This window comes from Hymenobacter sp. HDW8 (genome assembly GCF_011305775.1).
Taxonomy (GTDB): Bacteria; Bacteroidota; Bacteroidia; order Cytophagales; family Hymenobacteraceae; genus Hymenobacter; species Hymenobacter radiodurans.
In genome coordinates, this window is record NZ_CP049907.1 from 4,409,278 (window position 1) to 4,426,643 (window position 17,366).

Annotated in this window: 12 protein-coding genes; 8 read left to right on the forward strand and 4 right to left on the reverse strand. The window is 58.5% G+C overall.

All coding sequences use genetic code 11. The annotated features are described in order from the left end of the window. Window positions 1-115 precede the first annotated feature (115 nt). Together G7064_RS23130 and G7064_RS22550 are read right to left on the reverse strand one after the other, a co-directional pair. Window positions 116-1,297 carry a type IIL restriction-modification enzyme MmeI gene (locus tag G7064_RS23130; protein ID WP_317172862.1) on the reverse strand — a complete coding sequence of 394 codons (1,182 nt, stop codon included), beginning with the start codon at window positions 1,295-1,297 and terminating at the stop codon, window positions 116-118. 161 nt (window positions 1,298-1,458) lie between these two features. Then, on the reverse strand, window positions 1,459-3,576 hold the full coding sequence (locus G7064_RS22550; RefSeq protein WP_240935593.1) for a DNA methyltransferase: 2,118 nt from the start codon (window positions 3,574-3,576) through the stop codon (window positions 1,459-1,461). Between the two features lie 605 nt (window positions 3,577-4,181). On the opposite strand from G7064_RS22550, the gene G7064_RS18895 reads away from it, so the two are divergent. Continuing rightward, the gene (locus G7064_RS18895; protein ID WP_166074812.1) at window positions 4,182-5,804 is read left to right on the forward strand and encodes a vWA domain-containing protein; all 1,623 of its coding nucleotides are present in this window, start codon (window positions 4,182-4,184) and stop codon (window positions 5,802-5,804) included. Window positions 5,805-5,970: 166 nt separating this feature from the next. Here G7064_RS18895 and G7064_RS18900 read toward each other — a convergent pair whose 3' ends face one another. Both G7064_RS18900 and G7064_RS18905 read right to left on the reverse strand, forming a co-directional pair. Continuing rightward, on the reverse strand, window positions 5,971-6,726 hold the full coding sequence (locus tag G7064_RS18900) for an SGNH/GDSL hydrolase family protein (protein WP_166074813.1): 756 nt from the start codon (window positions 6,724-6,726) through the stop codon (window positions 5,971-5,973). A 194-nt stretch (window positions 6,727-6,920) separates the two neighbouring features. Continuing rightward, on the reverse strand, window positions 6,921-7,460 hold the full coding sequence (locus G7064_RS18905; protein ID WP_166074814.1) for a heme NO-binding domain-containing protein: 540 nt from the start codon (window positions 7,458-7,460) through the stop codon (window positions 6,921-6,923). A 280-nt stretch (window positions 7,461-7,740) separates the two neighbouring features. Here G7064_RS18905 and G7064_RS18910 point away from each other — a divergent pair, with 280 nt between their 5' ends. The 7 genes from G7064_RS18910 (at window position 7,741) to rhaM (ending at window position 17,255) form a co-directional block, all read left to right on the forward strand. After that, a complete protein-coding gene (locus tag G7064_RS18910) occupies window positions 7,741-8,550 on the forward strand; it encodes a polysaccharide deacetylase family protein (protein ID WP_166074815.1) in 810 nt (269 codons plus the stop codon). A 35-nt stretch (window positions 8,551-8,585) separates the two neighbouring features. Continuing rightward, window positions 8,586-9,809, forward strand: a complete 1,224-nt coding sequence (locus G7064_RS18915; protein WP_166074816.1) for an oligogalacturonate lyase family protein — start codon at window positions 8,586-8,588, stop codon at window positions 9,807-9,809. Window positions 9,810-9,959: 150 nt separating this feature from the next. Next, entirely contained in the window at window positions 9,960-11,051 is a 1,092-nt protein-coding gene (locus G7064_RS18920; RefSeq protein ID WP_240935894.1) for a glycoside hydrolase family 88 protein, read from the forward strand. Between the two features lie 315 nt (window positions 11,052-11,366). Then, window positions 11,367-14,234: a glycosyl hydrolase gene (locus G7064_RS18925; protein ID WP_166074818.1), complete on the forward strand. Its 2,868-nt coding sequence runs from the start codon at window positions 11,367-11,369 to the stop codon at window positions 14,232-14,234. A 64-nt stretch (window positions 14,235-14,298) separates the two neighbouring features. Further along, window positions 14,299-15,384: a glycoside hydrolase family protein gene (locus G7064_RS18930; RefSeq protein ID WP_166074819.1), complete on the forward strand. Its 1,086-nt coding sequence runs from the start codon at window positions 14,299-14,301 to the stop codon at window positions 15,382-15,384. A 13-nt stretch (window positions 15,385-15,397) separates the two neighbouring features. Continuing rightward, a complete protein-coding gene (locus G7064_RS18935) occupies window positions 15,398-16,933 on the forward strand; it encodes a sialate O-acetylesterase (RefSeq protein ID WP_166074820.1) in 1,536 nt (511 codons plus the stop codon). Window positions 16,934-16,940: 7 nt separating this feature from the next. Continuing rightward, entirely contained in the window at window positions 16,941-17,255 is a 315-nt protein-coding gene (gene rhaM, locus G7064_RS18940; protein ID WP_166074821.1) for an L-rhamnose mutarotase, read from the forward strand. The last annotated feature ends 111 nt before the right edge of the window (window positions 17,256-17,366 follow it).

A 17,366-nucleotide genomic window follows, 5' to 3' on the forward strand; every position in this document is an offset into this window, starting at 1 on the left:
AGCCCCCCGAACAACTACACAACGTCAGCACCGAGGTCAACCACCCCAGCCGCGCCGGTGGCGCGGCGTCCCCTCCTCCGCTGAGGAGGGGAGTTGGTCGTTCTTCTTTCTCTGGTTAGGCGGCGTAGGTGCCTTCTTCGGTGGGGCGCAGGAGGCTGAGGGCGGTGAGGGTATCCAGCAGGGGCTGCACTTTTTCGGGTTTGGTGCGGCGGAAGCGGGCGGCTACTTGGGCGGCGGTGAGGGGCTGGGCGGACTGCTGCACGGCGTTGCGGACGGCTTGCATTTGCTGGGCCAGCTCGGTGGGCCAGGGCTGGGGGCCGGTGGATTCAGTGGCGGTAGTGGCAGCTGCGGCGGCGCTGGGGGGCAAATTTAACGCAGACTGTTGCTGCTCGGGGGCTTGGTAGGCCGGTCTAAGGTAGCGGACGTGGCCGGCTTGCTCCTCGCGGGCGCGCTCGTGGTTGAGGCGCACGAGGCGGGTGAGAATGTCGGCGTCGGGGAGGTCTGGGGGGCAATTATAGGCTTCGGCCACGGCGGCGTCGAGCTGCTGGTGGAGGCTGAGGACCACGGAGGCCAGGCCCTGCTGGTTGATGGTATGCTCTTTGGCCGTGGCCAGGGGCTGCCCGGCGCGCAGCTTCTCGACCACGTTGTAGAGGTCGGTGAGGGTGAGGCTGGGGTGCAGGGCCTGCTGGCGCTTGCGGTGGGCGTCGAGCTGTTCGGCCAGCTCCCGGATGCGCGCCTGCTGCTCCGCCGTGGCGTCAGGGAAGGGGAACGGGTCGAATCCTTTTGTCTTTACATAAACTGGCCTATCCTCCAATGTGCTGCCTGTACCACTTGCCCAAACCAAGTGAATTCTGCTAGACAAAACACCTAAATAGTAAGCGTCTTCTAAGGCAATTGCTACCAACTTGTTATCAGGTAAAACCTCAGCTTCTACAAACTGAAATATTCTGTGCTTGGCAGTTTCAACTGTAGCAATGTAACGGTTTAGGCCCCTCAATGCAGGGCGGAAATTAGCTCGTGGTTCACCAAAGAACCACCAATTGTTTTTGTAAGAAGCCCTGTTATTCTGGTCACGCTCTGGCTTCACATTTTCGAGAAGATGCTGATATGTCGCAGGATATTTTGTCAATACTTCATCAGCTTTCAAGCCGAAGAAATCAATGACCATAACGCCGCGTGGCTTATCCGTTAAATCGCGTCCATTACGATAAGGCCGGATATGTGCATTCAATCCCACAACTGATTCTAGCCCCAGTTCTTGGGCCTTTTCAGGTGATATTATGAACCCAGCACCCATTAACTGCACACCACGATTTGCCAAACCTAGATTGGCTTTGAGCACATCAGCACTATCTAATGCAGCACCAATTGATAAGTCTGATTGGATTCGACCTTGCTGTTCCACAAAAGTCACTTCAGCAGCTTCATCTCCTTCAGCAACAGATTCAGTCTTCAGATTCAATAATTGCCCCCAGCGGTTGAATTAGCGGAAGTTCGTTCGGCCACCGTCATGGCGATGCGCACGGCTGCTCCTTCGGCGGCATCAACCCACGGATGGTCGGGAATGGCGAAGGTGAGGGTGAGCGGAGCCGGTTCGCCTTCCAGGAAAGGATGCATCACGCGGCGGTTGAAGGTTTGCTTGAGACTGTTGGTGGTGATGAAGCCAAACCGCTCGGCGGGGCCGCGCTGCACAGCGGCGGCGGCATTGTACCACCAATACATCACGAGGTCGGCCGAGTCGGGTACTTTGCCTTTGTAGGCTTTGCGCAGGGCTTCGGTGTAGCCGTCGCCGAGGGCATCGCGCATGCGGGCCGGACCCACAAACGGCGGATTGCCGACAATAAAATCGGCTTCCGGCCACGCGGCGGGCTTAGGATTGGGATAATCGAAGACTGCGGTGCGGGCGGTTTCGTCGGGGATGGGCTGGCCGGTGGCGGGGTGGAGGCGGGTGGTGCCGTCCCAGCGCGTCACGGGGAGGCCGTGGGCATCGAGGCGGGGCACGGGCGGGTCGTGCTGGAGGGCGGCATCCTGCTGGCGGATGTTCTGGTACTCATCCAGCAGGGGCTCGGCCAGCTGCGTGACGCCGTGGGTGCGCAGGTGCCATTGCAGGTAGCCGATGCGCAGCACCACGTCGGCAATGGCGGCCGCGCGCGGGTTTAGCTCCAGCCCCAGCAATTGGCGCGGACTCACGGTGGTGCCGCCGCCCAAATCGAGCAGGCCCGTGTGGCCGTAGCTGTTGATAGCGGCCAGCACCTCGCCCTCCAGGCGCTTGAGGTGCTCCAGCGTGACGTAGAGGAAGTTGCCGGAGCCGCAGGCAGGGTCGAGGATACGAATGGAGGTGAGGCGGTTAAGGAAGCGGACCAGCTCGGCGCGGGCTTCTTTGGGCTGGCCTTCGTCGAGGCGACGGGCGCCGGCGGCCTGGGCAGCGGCCCACTCGCGGCGCAAGGGCTCCAGCACCGTGGGCAGCACCAGGCGCTCTACGTAGCGGCGCGGGGTGTAGTGGGCGCCCAGGCTGTGGCGCTCCTTGGGGTCGAGGGCGCGTTCGAGTAGGGTGCCGAAGATGGCGGGCTCCACCTCGGTCCAGTCGGCCTCGGCGGCTTTGAGCAGCAGGGCCATCTGGTCGGTGGAGAGGGGCAGGGCTGTGGCATCGTGAAAGAGCTTGCCATTGAAGCGGCGCAGGCGGGCCTTGAGGTCGGGCGAAAAGCCCCCCAGGTCCATGGTGCGCCACAGGCCGGCCAAAGCATCGGGCAGAAACTCGCGCATCTCGGGCGTGGAGTAGGTGCGCAGCATGCCCGTGAAGGAGGTTTTGGGAATAAGCCCCACATCCTCGGAAAACATGGTAAACAGGCAGCGCATCAGAAACTGCGCCACCACATCGGGCGCGTGCCCGGCCCGCTCCAGCTGGGCCGATACGCCGGCTAAGTAGCCGGCCAGCTCCCGCGTTACGCGGGCGGCGCGGCGGCTGGGGTCCAGCTCGCGCGGCTCGGTGAAAAGCTGGCGCAGCATGGCCCGCGTGCCCGCATCGGCCAACGCCGAAAGCGGCAGCCGAAACCGCGACTGGTCGGGAAACGGCACAAACGAGTCGCCGACGCCGGCAAAGTTGGCGTACACGTCGAGGCAGTAGCCCACGTCGGCCACCAGCACGAACAAGGGGCGGGGCTCCTCGGCGGGCAGGGCGCGCACGTAGCCGAGGGCCTGCTGGCGGGCGGCCTGCATCATTTCGGCCCACTTAGCGGAGCCGCGCACGGCGTGTCCCTTGCGCCGGGTGGTGGCGGGCAGACCCAGCTCGGCGCGATTGAGGCGCTGCTGCTGGTCGGGGGTGTCGGTGCCCTGCTTGGTTTCGAGCACGAAGCAGCCGCGCTTATAGAGGTCGATGCGGCCGGTGCTTTTCCTGGCGCCGTCGTTGAACTGCACGGCCCGCTCCAGCACGTAGGCATCCTGGGCGGGGTCGTCGGTGGTCGGGTCGGGCTTTGGTACTTCTAATAATTCGCAGAGGTCTTGCAGAAACAGGCCGTAGTTGGCCCGCTCCGCGCCGCCGGCCGGGCGCCAGCGGGCTTCAAATTCGGGATAGGTCACGGGGGAATAATTGGGTAGGAAGAATGGGGCGGGAAGATAGCGATGATTGGGTAACGGTGGGCCTCACCCCCGGCCCCCTCGCCCTTAGGCGAGGGGGAGCCTGACGCTCGGCCTGCGCGGCCCTGTCGGCTTGCGCCTCCAGCACCGCTACCGAGTTGATAACAGCAGTAAAAAGGTTAGTATGACATAGAAAAGACCCCAGAATATTTCTGGGGGACTTTTCTATGCTAGCTCAAATATGGTAGCGGTTGCGGAGGCAGCAGCCGACGTTGCCGCGTGGCACGACTAGCGTCAGGCTCCCCCTCTCCCCTAGGAGAGGGGGCCGGGGGGTGAGGCCCCGTTGAACAGGGTAAAAAGATAGCGGTAAGGTGTTGGGTTACCTAAGGTAGGGGGCTGGTATATAGGACTACAGGCGGCGCTGCCTGTGTATTTGCCTCCCCCGGACCAAGCCATTGGTGGTCAGCCGGGTCAATGCTGTCGCTGAGTTTTCGTCGCGAAGAAAACGAGGCCGCAGCACGCTCCCTGCAAGGTCGCGAGTTGCGGCGGGGCGAGTGGCCGGTGCCAGTCACCGGGGGGCTTTTTTCCTCCCCACAATTTTCTTTCTCATGAAAATAAACCGCTTGCTGCCCCTGTGGGGGCTGCTGGGGGCCGCGTGGCTATTGCCCGCCTGCCACCAACAGTATTCAACCGAAAAAATGGAGAGAATAGAGGTCGCCGCTCTGGAGCCCGCGCCGGATGAGGCCTCAGCGCCTGCTGACCCCAAGTCATCGGACTCCCTAAGCTCCACCCGCGAAAATTACGCTGTTATTCACGAAAACCCGTTTTTGGCGGCCGAGCGCAATCCGCTCAGCACCTTCGCCATCGACGTAGACCGAGCTTCTTATGCTAATGTGCGCCGCTTCCTGACCCAGGACCGGCAGTTGCCCCCAGCCGACGCCGTGCGCCTGGAAGAGTTGGTAAATTACTTTCCGTACCACTACCCGCAGCCGCAATCCGGACCGGCCTCACTGAATGCTGAAGTGGCCGCCTGCCCCTGGAACCCGGCGCACCAACTGGTGCTGGTGGGCGTGCAGGGCAAGCAGGTAGCGGTGGAAAATCTGCCGCCAGCTAACCTAGTATTTTTAATTGACGTGTCCGGCTCCATGAGCGACCCGCAGAAACTGCCCCTGCTACAGGAGTCGTTGCGGCTGCTGGTGCGCGAGTCGCTGCGGCCCCAGGATTATGTGTCCATCGTGGTGTACGCCGGGGCGGCTGGGGTGGTGCTGCCACCCACTTCGGGGGCCGAGCCCGCTACTATTCTGCGCGCCCTCGATGCACTGGAGGCCGGTGGCTCCACTGCCGGCGGGGAAGGACTGCGCCTGGCTTATCAACTCGCTCGGCAGCACCAGCGGCCAGGCGGCAACAACCGGATTATCCTGGCTACCGACGGCGACTTCAACGTGGGGGAGCAGAGTGACGCTGATATGGAGCGACTGATTACGCGGGAGCGAGAATCAGGCGTCTTTTTGTCGGTACTGGGCTTCGGGGCAGGCAACCTGCAAGACAGTAAAATGGAGTTGCTGGCTGATAAAGGCAACGGCAACTACGCCTACATCGACCAGCTTAGCGAAGCCCGGCGGGTGCTAGTGCAGCAGTTCGGCGGCACGCTCTTCACCTTGGCTAAGGATGTGAAAATACAGGTCGAGTTTAATCCTGCTTTAGTGCGCGAGTATCGTCTGTTGGGCTATGAAAATCGCCTGTTGGCCGCCGAGGATTTCAATGATGACCGCAAAGATGCCGGCGAGCTAGGTGCCGGCCAGCAGGTAACGGCCCTCTACGAAGTTGTGCCGGTAGCGGCTCCTGCCACGGGCAGCAGCACCATCGACCCGCTGAAGTACCAGACAAATATCCCCCATCCGGCCGCCACGACTAGCACGGAACTGCTGACCGTGAAGCTGCGCTATCAGGAGCCAACTGGCAGCGCGAGCAAGTTGCTCACCCTTCCGGTGCGTAATGTCCGGCTCGATGAATCTATTGTAGAAGCCTCCGACAACCTGCGCTGGGCCGCGTCTGTGGCTCAGTTCGGTTTGCTGCTCCGCCGTTCGCGCTACGCGGGCACGGCCACCTGGGCTAGCACCGCCGCCTTGGCTCGCACCAGCGAAGCACCTGACACGGATGGCTCGCGCACTGAATTTCGGGAACTCGTGCAGGAAGCAGCGGCACTGAGTCGGACAACCTCCGCCCGATAAGCTGCTCTAGATCCGAGCGCTATAATCGCTCACTTATCTCCCCTGTGAAGGGCAGGTAGCTGCGTCAGCCTAAGACGAATGGACAAAAAAAGCCCCCCGAAATGCTTTTCAATTCTGGGGGGCTTTTTTCTATTAGTAGAAACGCTAGAAGTTATACGTAGTGCCTCTACTTGCCGGCCTTAATAACCGCCACGATTGACTTGGCAAAGATGGGGGCGACTACCGCCTGGCCGGCGTCGTTGAGGTGCACTAGGTCGTGGTAGTATGTTTTGTCTTTCTCGGTGCCGCCGGGGCCAATGCGCGGGTCCTGGGCTACGTCGGCTAGCTCGTGGAATAGCGTGTTGCCGCTGGCTTTTACGGCGCGCAGGGCGACGTTCACGGCCAGACGGTCGCGCTCTTGGGTGGCGGGGTAGTCATCTTCGGAGCGGGGCAGCAAGCTACCCATCACGATTTTCCACTCCGGATGCGCGGCCCGTGCGCGGCGGCACACTTCCAATAGTGATTCCTCGGCTTGCTTGGCCGTGCTGCCGTAGTAAATATGGTTGGTGCCTTCCCAGAGCACCAGCACGTTCACGTCCTTGGTTGGGTCGAAGGCGGCGTTGATTTTCGGCATCTGGTCGAGTACCTGCGGGGTGACGTAGTTGGCCACCGCGAAGTTTTCGGAGGTGCCCGCCCCTAAAGCAGCGCCACCCTGGGTCTTGACTTCGGTCATGATCTTGCTGTCGATGACAAAGCCTAAGTAGCCGGAGAGCAGGCTGTTGCCGGCGTAGGTGATTTTGTAAGTGATGGGCGCCGCCGGGGCAGGAGCGGGGGCTGGTGCAGGCGTGGGCTCCGGATCAGCATCGGAGCTGCTGGAACTGCAACCAAATAGGCTAATGGAAAGGGCAAGAAGAAAGCTGCGGGTGGTGATTTTTATAGACATGAAGCGAGTTTTAGGATCAGAAACAGGCAGAGTACAAGCCATTGTGGAATAGTACACTCGCTAGTTTCAGGACCCTAGAACGTGCATCATTGTAAAAAAGATATTTGCCTCACCATCTACTTTCGCCAGCGCCCTGCTTTCACAACCTGTAAAGACCTCCCAAAACTCAACGGTAAATTCGTGAAAACACGCTGCTACGACCGGCGCACATGAATGCGCACCTGCTCGCCGTCGTGGCTGGTGGTGGGCATCACATCGATGCGGTCGGCCTCGTCGAAATACGTAGCCAAGCCGCGCACAATGCCTACTGCCAAGCCGCTCATGCGCCGCGGCGATACATAGTCAATGATTAGCTCGTTCTCACCGAGGCGCTCTACATTCAGCACTGGAGGGCTATTTTCGGGGTGCTCGCGCCGTACTTGCTTGTGCATGGTAAGCTCCGTGTGCTCTATCATATCAAGGGTTTTCCACTCAGGCTGCACGTACTTCTGGTACATAAACATCAGATCGGGCACCAAGTACTCGCCGAACTTCTCGTGCAGCTCGCCCGCCGACAGCCCGGTCATCTCAGCGGCCTGCCCTACTAGGGTATATATGTGCTCGTCGGGGTAGGCAGTTTTGTGGTCAAACTCAATGTTTTTGAGGCCGGAAAGCTCCATGAGCTTCAGCCAGGTGCTATGGTCGTACTGGGTTTGAACGTAGCGCTTTAGCAGGAGTAGAACGGTGCCGTGCATAAGATGGAGGTAGGTGGGAGCGGATGGAAGGGTAGGCTAAAACGATGCAAGTATCCAGGCTTTTATACCCTGACTGGCTTACACTTTTGCGCAGGTAGCGGCCGGAGCATAAGCCATACAATGTGCAAAAACTCGCTGGCGGCCTGCGTGTTTTCTAAAGGTACGACACTCCATGTAAGCAGCTGTTTTGGGACGAGCTACGGCATTTTGGAGCGAACGAATTTCACTGTACCCCAGAGTACAGGAGGGTTAGGGGCAGAGAAGACTGTTTCTTGTACACATGCTTCCCGCCTCTCACCCCCACGGTTTAAGGGATTACGCCTGTCAAGTGCTGCTTTTGGCGGTGCTCTGCCTGGTGGCTATTTCCGCTGGTGCCCAGCAGCTACGGCGGGCCGTGCCGGATAAATTGGTGGTGCTCACCTTCGACGACGCGGCCGTAACGCACGCCACCTATGTAGCGCCCCTACTCAAGAAATACGGCTTCGGCGCCACCTTCTACGTCTGCGAGTTTCGCCCCGATTTCGCCGACAAAACCAAGTACATGAGCTGGGCTCAAATAGCGGATTTGCACCGTCAGGGCTTCGAAATCGGGAGCCACACGCTCACGCATAAGCACGTGAACAAAATGAGTGCGCCCGAGCTGGTGGCCGAGCTAGATTCTATTGAGAGCCGCTGCGCGGCTAATGGCATCTCCAAGCCAACCACATTTGCCTATCCCGCTTATGACACGCATCCTATTGCCTTCACGGTGCTGCCCCAGCAGGGCTACCAGTTTGCCCGCGTAGGCGGCGACAAGCCCTACGACCCCGCCACGGATAACCCCTTGCTCATCCCCAGCTTCACTACTACTGGCACTGATAAGCAGCGCGTGCTCACGGCCATTCAGCAGGCCGTGGGGGGCAAAATTGTGGTGCTCACCGTGCACGGCGTCCCTGATTACGCCCACGACTGGGTAACCACGCCGCCCGCGCTTTTCGAGGAATACTTGCGCTACCTGCACGATAATAAGTACGAAGTTATTGCCCTGCGCGACCTCAAAAAGTACGTGCGGGTGCCGACTCCCACCGCGGCAAGCAAGCCCAAGTCCTGAATTCTAAACGCCCTACTCAATCTCCCATCCCAACTATGAAATCAACCAGACTTTCACTCCTGCTCAGCGGCGGTCTGCTGCTCTTCGGAGCCACTGCCGGGGCCCAAACCAAGCAGGAAACCGGCGGTAAGCCCATGCCCGCCGATTGGATAGACCAGGACACGGGCCACAAAGTGGTGCGCCTGACGCCCACCGACGGCGGCAACGGCAGCTTCTATTTTCACAACAATCCCTTCCTGCAAGGCAAAGCCAGCGAAGGCGACAAAATGGTGTATTACCACACCGATGAGCGCGGCAAGCAGCTGCGTCTGGTAAACTTAAAAACCCGGCAGGTGGAGCCACTGAGCCGTTATTTCGCCAAAGTGAGCGGAGAAATAGTAGCTCCCAAAGGTCGGGACGTGTTTTACCAAGCCCAAGACACGGTATACGCTACCAACGTGGACACGAAAAAGACCCGCCGCATCTATGTGTTTCCCAAAGATTTTCCGGGCAACATCACCAGTCTGAACGCCAACGAAACAACGATTGCTGGCGCGCTCGGCGGCGAAGAAGCCCGCGAAATTCTGCGCAAGTACCCGGCGAAGAGCGACTTCTTCAACCGCATCTACGACGCCAAGGTGGAGCACATTCTGTTCACCATCGACACCAAAACGGGCAAGCGGACCGACATTTACAAGGAAAACACCTGGCTGGGCCACGTACAGTTTTCGCCCACCGACCCCGACCTGCTCATGTACTGCCACGAAGGCCCCTGGCACAAGGTGGACCGCATCTGGCACATCAACATCAAAACCAAGCAGAACAAGCTGGTACACAAGCGCACCGTAGAGGGTGAAATTGCCGGCCACGAGTTCTTCAGTCCCGATGGCAAAACGGTGTGGTTTGATTTACAAAAGCCCCGCAGCGTGACCTTTTACCTAGCCGGCGCCGACGTGAAAACCGGCAAGGAAAAGCTCTACCAAATGGACCGCAACGAGTGGTCGATTCACTTCAATGTTTCGCCCGATCAGAAGCTATTCGCGGGCGACGGCGGCGACGCGGGCCAGGTAGCCAAAGCCCCCGATGGCATGTGGATCTATCTGTTCCGCCCCGAGGGCGACAAGTTTAAGTCGGAGCGACTGGTGAACATGAAGCACCACGGCTACAAGCTGGAGCCCAACGTCCATTTCTCACCCGATGGCAAGTGGATAATTTTCCGCGCCAACTTCGAGGGGCAGGAGCAGGTGTACGCGGTAGAAATTGCCAAAGCGTCGTCGTAGCAACCCGCGCCCGAACAACTACAGACATCAGTAAATCTTATAACGCAACATATCATGACGATGACGCAGCGCTGGGGGGCTTTTTGGCAACAAGTATTGGTGGCGGCGTACCTGCTAGCCTGCTTGGGAACGACGGCGGAGGCCCAAAAAATGCCCAAGCAGAAGGACGTGCTCAAAACTATGCGAAAGACCAACGCCTACTTCATGAAGAAGTGGCCGGACACAGGCAAGGAAATCGTGACCAATAAAACGCGCCCCAGCCACATCTGGACGCGGGCCGTGTACTACGAAGGCCTGATGGCGCTCTACGGCATCGATAAGCAGAAGCAGTACTACGACTACGCCGTGGACTGGGGTGAAAAGCACCAATGGGGCCTGAATAACGGCATCACGACCCGCAACGCCGACAACCAGGCCGCCGGCCAAACCTACCTTGCGCTCTACGAAATAGACCCCAAGCCCGAGCGCATCCGCGACATCAAAGCCAGTATTGATCTGATGGTGAACAGCCCCAAGGTAGACGACTGGTGGTGGATTGATGCCCTGCAAATGGCCATGCCTGTATACGCCAAGCTCGGCGTGATGACCAAGGATACGGCCTACTACGAGAAGATGTACCGCCTCTACAACTACTCCAAAACGGTGCACGGTACCAACGGCCTCTACAACCCCCAAGACCAACTCTGGTGGCGCGACAAGGACTTTGTGCCCCCATACAAGGAGCCCAACGGCGAAGATTGCTACTGGAGCCGCGGCAACGGTTGGGTGGTAGCGGCCATGGTGCGGACGCTCGAAATCCTGCCCCAAAATGCCCCCCACCGCGCTGAGTACGAGCAGATGTACCTGAACATGATAAAGGCTTTGCCCGCCCTGCAGCGCCCCGATGGCTACTGGAACGTCAGCCTCCACGACCCCACGAACTTCGGTGGCAAAGAGCTAACGGGCACGTCCTTATTCATCTATGGCATGGCTTGGGGCATCAACAACGGCCTGCTCGACGCCAAGCAATACCAGTCCATCATCGCCAAAGCCTGGAACGCCATGGCTAAGGAGTGCGTGCACCCCAATGGCTTCCTCGGCTACGTGCAAGGCACCGGCAAAGAGCCCAAAGACGGACAGCCCGTGAGCTACACCAGCAAGCCCGACTTCGAGGACTACGGCCTCGGCTGCTTCCTGCTAGCCGGCAGCGAGATCTACAAAATGAATGAGGTTAAATCAAAATCAGTAAGCGCTGGAAACTAAAGAACGACCAACTCCCCTCCTCCGCTGAGGAGGGGACGCCGCGCCACCGGCGCGGCTGGGGTGGTTGACCTCGTTGCTGACGTTGTTGAGATGAACATACTCCAGCCCGTCATGCAGAGCAAAGCGAAGCATCTCGCGTGCTGACGCAGGATTACTACTCTAACGGTGCGAGCAAGATGCTTCGCTGCGCTCTGCATGACCGCCTTTTTTAGGGAAACAAAACAACGCTCCGGTCAACCACCCCTAACCTCTCCTCCGCTGAGGAGGGGAGCTAGCTTTAACCTAGCTTCTCTAGTCTTAAGTCTTGCTTCTCCAATGAAAAAATCCCTGTTTTTCTCTCTGCTTGTTGCCGCGGCGCTTCATCAAAACGCAGCTTCGGCCCAAGCCTTGAAATGGCCCGAAATCACCCAGCAAAACAAGCCGTGGACGCGCTGGTGGTGGCAAGGCAGCGCTGTGACTGAGCAGGACCTGACGCGCTTGCTTACGCAGTACCAGCAAGCCGGCTTGGGTGGCACCGAAATCACACCGATTTATGGGGTGAAAGGCACGGAAAAACACTTCATTGACTTCCTCTCGCCCAAGTGGATGACCATGCTCACGCACACGCTTACCGAGTCGAAGCGACTGGGGCTGGGCGTGGATATGGCGCAGGCGTCTGGGTGGCCGTTTGGTGGGCCTTGGGTGACGTCCGAGGATGCTTGCAAGTACGTGGCCTACCAGACGTATACCGTGAAAGGCGGAGAGCAATTGAAGGAGACGGTTAGCTACATTCAGAAGCCGATGATCCGCACGGTGGGCCAGCCAATTGACATCAAGCAGTTAGTAGAGCCGATAGCCAAAAACAAGGATTTGCAGCTCCACGCCTTCGACCAGGTGCGGTTCGAAAAGCTTCTGCCATTGCAGGCGCTGATGGCGTATTCCGATAAGGGCCAAACCCTGGATCTGACCAGCAAAGTAGACGCCAATGGTAAGCTAAACTGGAAGGCGCCGGCCGGCAACTGGACCTTATACGGCGTGTTCCAGGGCTGGCACGGTAAGCAGGTAGAGCGGGCCGGACCCGGCGGCGAAGGCGACGTGATTGACCACTTTTCCCAAACCGCGACCCAGCACTATTTGCAGCGCTTCGATGAAGCTTTCAAGGGCCGCGACGTATCCAGCATCCGCGCTTTTTTCAACGACTCCTACGAGGTAGACGACGCCCAGGGCGAGAGCAACTGGACGCCCCAGATGTTTGCCGAATTCCAGAAGCGCCGCGGCTACGATTTGCGCCAGCACCTGCCCGCCTTATTCGGCAAAGCCAGCGACGACCAAAACCAGCGCGTGCTCACCGACTACCGCGAAACCTTGTCGGAGTTGCTGCTGGAAAACTACACCAAAACCTGGAGCGACTGGGCCAGAACGCACAAAGCCCTGATCCGCAATCAGGCCCACGGCTCGCCGGCTAATATCCTTGATTTGTACGCCGTCACGGATATTCCCGAGATAGAAGGAGAGGACTTGCTGCGCATCAAGTTTGCTTCCTCGGCAGCGCACGTGACGGGCAAAAAGCTTACTTCGTCGGAGACGGCGACCTGGGAAAATGACCACTTTCTGTCCAAGCTCAGCGACATCAAAAAAGCCATGGACCGCATGCTGCTGGGGGGCGTTAATCACACGTTTTATCACGGCACCAACTACTCGCCTCAGGCCGCACCCTGGCCGGGCTGGCTATTTTACGCGGCCGTTCACTTCAACCCCAATAACACGTTCTGGACGGATTTTGCCCAGCTAAACCGCTACGTGGCGCACGCGCAGTCCTTTATGCAGGCCGGCCAACCCAGCAATGACGTGCTGGTGTACCTGCCCATTTATGACTCGTATGGCAAACCCGGCAAGGTCATGCTTCAGCACTTCGATGGCATCGACCACGGCTTTAAAGGCATGCCCGTAGGCGCTACCGGCGAGGCATTGCTGGCCAAAGGTTACGGCTTTGATTTCATCTCCGATCTGCAACTTCAGCAGGTTAAAAACACGGGTAAAACTTTGCAAACTGGCGGAGGATCTGCGTACCAAACCATTCTCGTGCCGGCCGCGCAGGTGATGCCCCTTGCCACGATGGAACAGCTAATAAAGCTGGCTCAGAACGGCGCTACCATCGTATTTCAAGACCAGCTTCCCACCGACGTGCCTGGTCTGGGTAAACTGGATAGCCGACGCGCTGCTTTTAAAAAGCTTGTTGGTTCGCTCAAGTTTTCCAGCAGTGGTGGCGTGCAAAAAGCTAGCGTGGGCAAAGGCTCCGTGTTGGTCGGCAAAGATGTTGACCAGGCGCTGACTGCCGCTGGCGTGCAGCGCGAAATGATGGTGGATAAGGGCCTCGAATTTGTGCGCCGCCGCCACGATAAAGGACACTACTACTTTGTGGCCAACTGGGGCGAAAAACCAGTGGAAGGGTGGGTGCCGCTCCGTGTGGGGGGCAAATCGGTGGCGCTATACAACCCCATGACTGAGAAGTTAGGCGTGGCGGCCTCGCGTACGTCGGCGGCGGGCACGGAAGTGTACGTGCAGCTGGCGCCTGGCGAATCGTGCATTCTAGAAACCAACGATGCCGCTCTGACGGGTCCTGCTTACGCGTATATGAAAGCTACCGGCGCCTCACAGCCCGTGCAAGGCACTTGGGATGTGAGCTTTGTGTCGGGTGGACCGGAGCTGCCGGCCAAAGCGCAGGTGAAAGAACTAAGCTCGTGGACTAGTTGGAACGGCGAAGCAGTCAAAAACTTCTCCGGTACCGCTACTTATACCATTTCATTTGCCAAGCCCCAGGGTACGGGCGAAGGATTTCTGCTGGACTTGGGCCGGGTAGCGGAAAGTGCCCGCGTGCAGCTCAATGGCAAGGAGCTAGGTACGCTTGTAGGCCCGACATATCAGGTATTTGTGCCCAAAGACCAAATGCAGGCGACCAACAAGCTGGTAGTTACCGTCAGCAATGGCATGGCAAACCGCATCATTCACATGGACCGCAATAAGGTGCCCTACAAGAATGCCTACAATATCAATATGTCGAGCAAGCTCAAGGAAAACCGTGGCGCAGATGGCCTTTTTACGGCTGAAAAATGGGCCCCGAAAGAGTCTGGTTTGCTAGGCCCCGTGACACTAACCCCAACGACAACGAATGGGCGCCAGGATAAAGCGTCGCCAGGGTTATAACTCTAGTGACGCGACGCCTTCCTAATGATCTGTCATCTATTTTAATCCGAAACCACCGTTAGCCATGCTCACCCGTCGCGCCTTTCTTGCTACGCTGACCCTCGCACCAGTGGCGCGGGCGCTGGGGGGCTTTTCTGCGGGCCGGCTGATTGATTATCCTAAAGGCAGCCTCTCTAAATTCAGCAAGCACCTAAAGCCCGTAGGTCGCGCACTGGAACTGCCCGATTACTACGTGTGGTGCACGAGTCCCATCGACGGGCCCGACGGCAAAGTGCACGTGTTTTTCTCGCGCTGGCCGGCCAAAAAAGGCATGGGAGGCTGGATCAATAGCTCCGAAATTGCCCACGCTGTTGGTGATTCGGCGGAAGGCCCGTTCAGTTTTGTGGATGTAGTATTGGCCCCGCGCGGACCCGGATATTGGGACGCTACCACCTGCCACAATCCTAGTATTCAGTTTGTGGATGGGAAATACTGCCTGTTTTATATGGGCAACAGCAACGGCAAAACCAACACAAAGCGCATTGGCTTAGCCACCGCCGATTCGCTCAACGGCCCTTGGCAGCGACCTGATGCGCCCTTGCTGGAGCCCGGCGCCGAGGGCGCCTGGGATGACCATTGCACCACCAATCCGGCCTTCATCAAGCACCCCAACGGGCAGTATTGGCTGTACTATAAATCGTGGAACACTCAGGACTACCTCACGGCTAAAGACCCCACCATTCGCGGCAACCGCAAGTACGGCCTGGCCGTGGCCGATAAGCTGGAAGGTCCTTACGTGAAGCACACTGGCAATCCGGTTATCGACTTCTCCAACCAAGGCCACAACAAGCAGTTTGAGGATGCCTTTGTGTGGCGGCAGGGGGGCAAATTTCGGCTGCTGGCCCGCGACATGGGCGTGTACAACCATGAAGTCGGACTCTACCTGGAATCGGAGGACGGCAAGCGCTGGGACTTCCCCAAAATTGCCTATTTGCCCCTGCGCGACTATGGCGTAGTGGAGCCGCCTGCCCCATCAAACTTGAAGCGCTACGGCCGCTTGGAACGGCCGCAGTTATTGCTGCGCGATGGAAAGCCGGCGTATTTATTCGGCGCTTCCCAGGGCGGAAAATCCATGACCGCTTCTGCCTTTATCTTCAAAATCACTTCGTAAAAAGCCCCCCAGCATGACTCATCGGCTTCATTTGCGCCACCTCTTGCTTTTACTGCTGTTTGCGCTGGCATGTCCGGCTTGGGCCAACATCAAGCTGCCCGCTTTGATGGCCGATAACATGGTGTTGCAGCAAAAAACAACCGTGGCTCTCTGGGGCTGGGCCGACCCCGGCGAAGCGGTAACGGTAACTGCCAGCTGGCAAAAAGCCCCCCAGAAAGCTACCGCCGACGCCCAAGGAAACTGGCAGGTGCGGATACCGACCGGCGCGGCTGGCGGACCACACACTATTACCTTTCAGGGCAAGAATAAGCTGACTATCAGTAATGTGTTGCTAGGGGAGGTGTGGCTGTGCTCGGGGCAGTCGAACATGAATTTCCCGGTGGCGAAAGGCTCTTCTAAATGGATGACGGGCGTCGTGAATGAAGTGGAAGTAGTACCCAAGGCGAAATACCCCGCTATTCGCATGTTTACGGTGCCGCAGAAAGTGGCCGATACGCCCCAACTGGATACGGAGGGGAGTTGGGTGGTGTGCAGCCCCGAAACAGTGGGAGGCTTTTCGGCCGTAGCCTACTTTTTTGGCCAGGAAATTCACGAGAAAACCAAGGTGCCGGTGGGTTTGATTCACTCTTCCTGGGGTGGCACGCCGGCCGAGTCGTGGACACGGAAAGACGTGCTGGAAAAGGATCCGGATTTGCAGCCCATTCTCACGCGCTACGACCAAGGCCTGACCCAACGCCCCGCCTACGAAGCGGCCCTCACCGCGTGGCAGCAAGAAAAAGCCGCCACGCCCCAAACCACGACGCCCAAACCTGCCGAGCCACTCAGCGCGACCAGCAATAAGTCGCCTTACAAGCTCTATAACGGCATGATCAAGCCCCTGATTCCGTACACGCTGAAGGGCGTGATCTGGTACCAGGGCGAGAGTAACGCTGAGCGCGCGTATCAGTACCGCAAGCTGTTTCCGGCCATGATTGCCAACTGGCGCCAAGACTGGCAGCAGCCGAATCTGCCATTTTACTTCGTCCAAATTACCCCCCACAAAGGCCAGAACCCTGAAATCCGCGAAGCCCAGCTGGTGAGCATGCAAACCGTGCCGAACACAGGCATGGTGGTCACCACTGACGTTGGCGACTCGCTTGATATTCATCCGCGCAACAAGCAGGTTGTGGGCCACCGGTTGGCATTGTGGGCTTTAGCCAAAGAATACGGGCAGAAAAACCTGCCGTATTCGGGGCCTATCTACAAAAAGATGGAAGTGAAAGATGGCAAAGCACACCTGCAATTCGACTATACATCGGGCGGCCTGGTGGCGCAAAACGGCGACCTGCGCGAGTTCATTATCGCCGGGCCCGACAGCGTGTTTCGGCCCGCTCAGGCTCGTATTGACGGCAACTTGGTGGTAGTGTGGAGCGAGCAGGTAAAGCAGCCGGTAGCTGTGCGTTTTGGCTGGAGCAAGTCGCCCATGCCTAACTTCTACAATAAAGCCGGACTACCCGCTTCACCCTTCCGCACCGACCAGTGGCGCGTGAGTACTCAAGGTAAAAAATAAGCCCCCCATGCAAGAAATAGCCTTTACTATGCAGCTCCGCCCCGGCGTACAAGCCGAGTACCAGCGCCGCCACGACGAAATCTGGCCGGAGCTGACCGAAGCCCTGCACGCGGCCGGCATTCGCGAGTATTCTATCTACCTGAATCCCGCCACCGATACCTTATTCGCCGTGCAGCGTCGCCTGCCCGAGCACACCGCTGATCAGCTACCGTCGCTGCCCATTATGCAGCGCTGGTGGGACTATATGGCCGATCTGATGCTGACCAATCCGGATAATTCGCCGGTGGTAACGCCGTTAGAACGCGTTTTTTATCAGGCTTAAAACTACGAGGTGCCAGTTATTCCCTCCGCTAGAAGTGGCCTAAATGACAGCTTCGCGCAGGGGTTATCGGAATTCTGCGGATGACAGATAATTCTGCGGATGACATATATA

What these genes read in the sequence shown, in the direction of transcription:
- G7064_RS23130 (WP_317172862.1), bottom strand. Translation starts at nt 1,297, where the DNA reads ATGGGTGCTGGGTTCATAATATCACCTGAAAAGGCCCAAGAACTGGGG.
- G7064_RS18895 (WP_166074812.1), top strand. Translation starts at nt 4,182, where the DNA reads ATGAAAATAAACCGCTTGCTGCCCCTGTGGGGGCTGCTGGGGGCCGCG.
- G7064_RS18900 (WP_166074813.1), bottom strand. Translation starts at nt 6,726, where the DNA reads ATGTCTATAAAAATCACCACCCGCAGCTTTCTTCTTGCCCTTTCCATT.
- G7064_RS18905 (WP_166074814.1), bottom strand. Translation starts at nt 7,460, where the DNA reads ATGCACGGCACCGTTCTACTCCTGCTAAAGCGCTACGTTCAAACCCAG.
- G7064_RS18910 (WP_166074815.1), top strand. Translation starts at nt 7,741, where the DNA reads ATGCTTCCCGCCTCTCACCCCCACGGTTTAAGGGATTACGCCTGTCAA.
- G7064_RS18915 (WP_166074816.1), top strand. Translation starts at nt 8,586, where the DNA reads ATGAAATCAACCAGACTTTCACTCCTGCTCAGCGGCGGTCTGCTGCTC.
- G7064_RS18920 (WP_240935894.1), top strand. Translation starts at nt 9,960, where the DNA reads ATGCCCAAGCAGAAGGACGTGCTCAAAACTATGCGAAAGACCAACGCC.
- G7064_RS18925 (WP_166074818.1), top strand. Translation starts at nt 11,367, where the DNA reads ATGAAAAAATCCCTGTTTTTCTCTCTGCTTGTTGCCGCGGCGCTTCAT.
- G7064_RS18930 (WP_166074819.1), top strand. Translation starts at nt 14,299, where the DNA reads ATGCTCACCCGTCGCGCCTTTCTTGCTACGCTGACCCTCGCACCAGTG.
- G7064_RS18935 (WP_166074820.1), top strand. Translation starts at nt 15,398, where the DNA reads ATGACTCATCGGCTTCATTTGCGCCACCTCTTGCTTTTACTGCTGTTT.
- rhaM (WP_166074821.1), top strand. Translation starts at nt 16,941, where the DNA reads ATGCAAGAAATAGCCTTTACTATGCAGCTCCGCCCCGGCGTACAAGCC.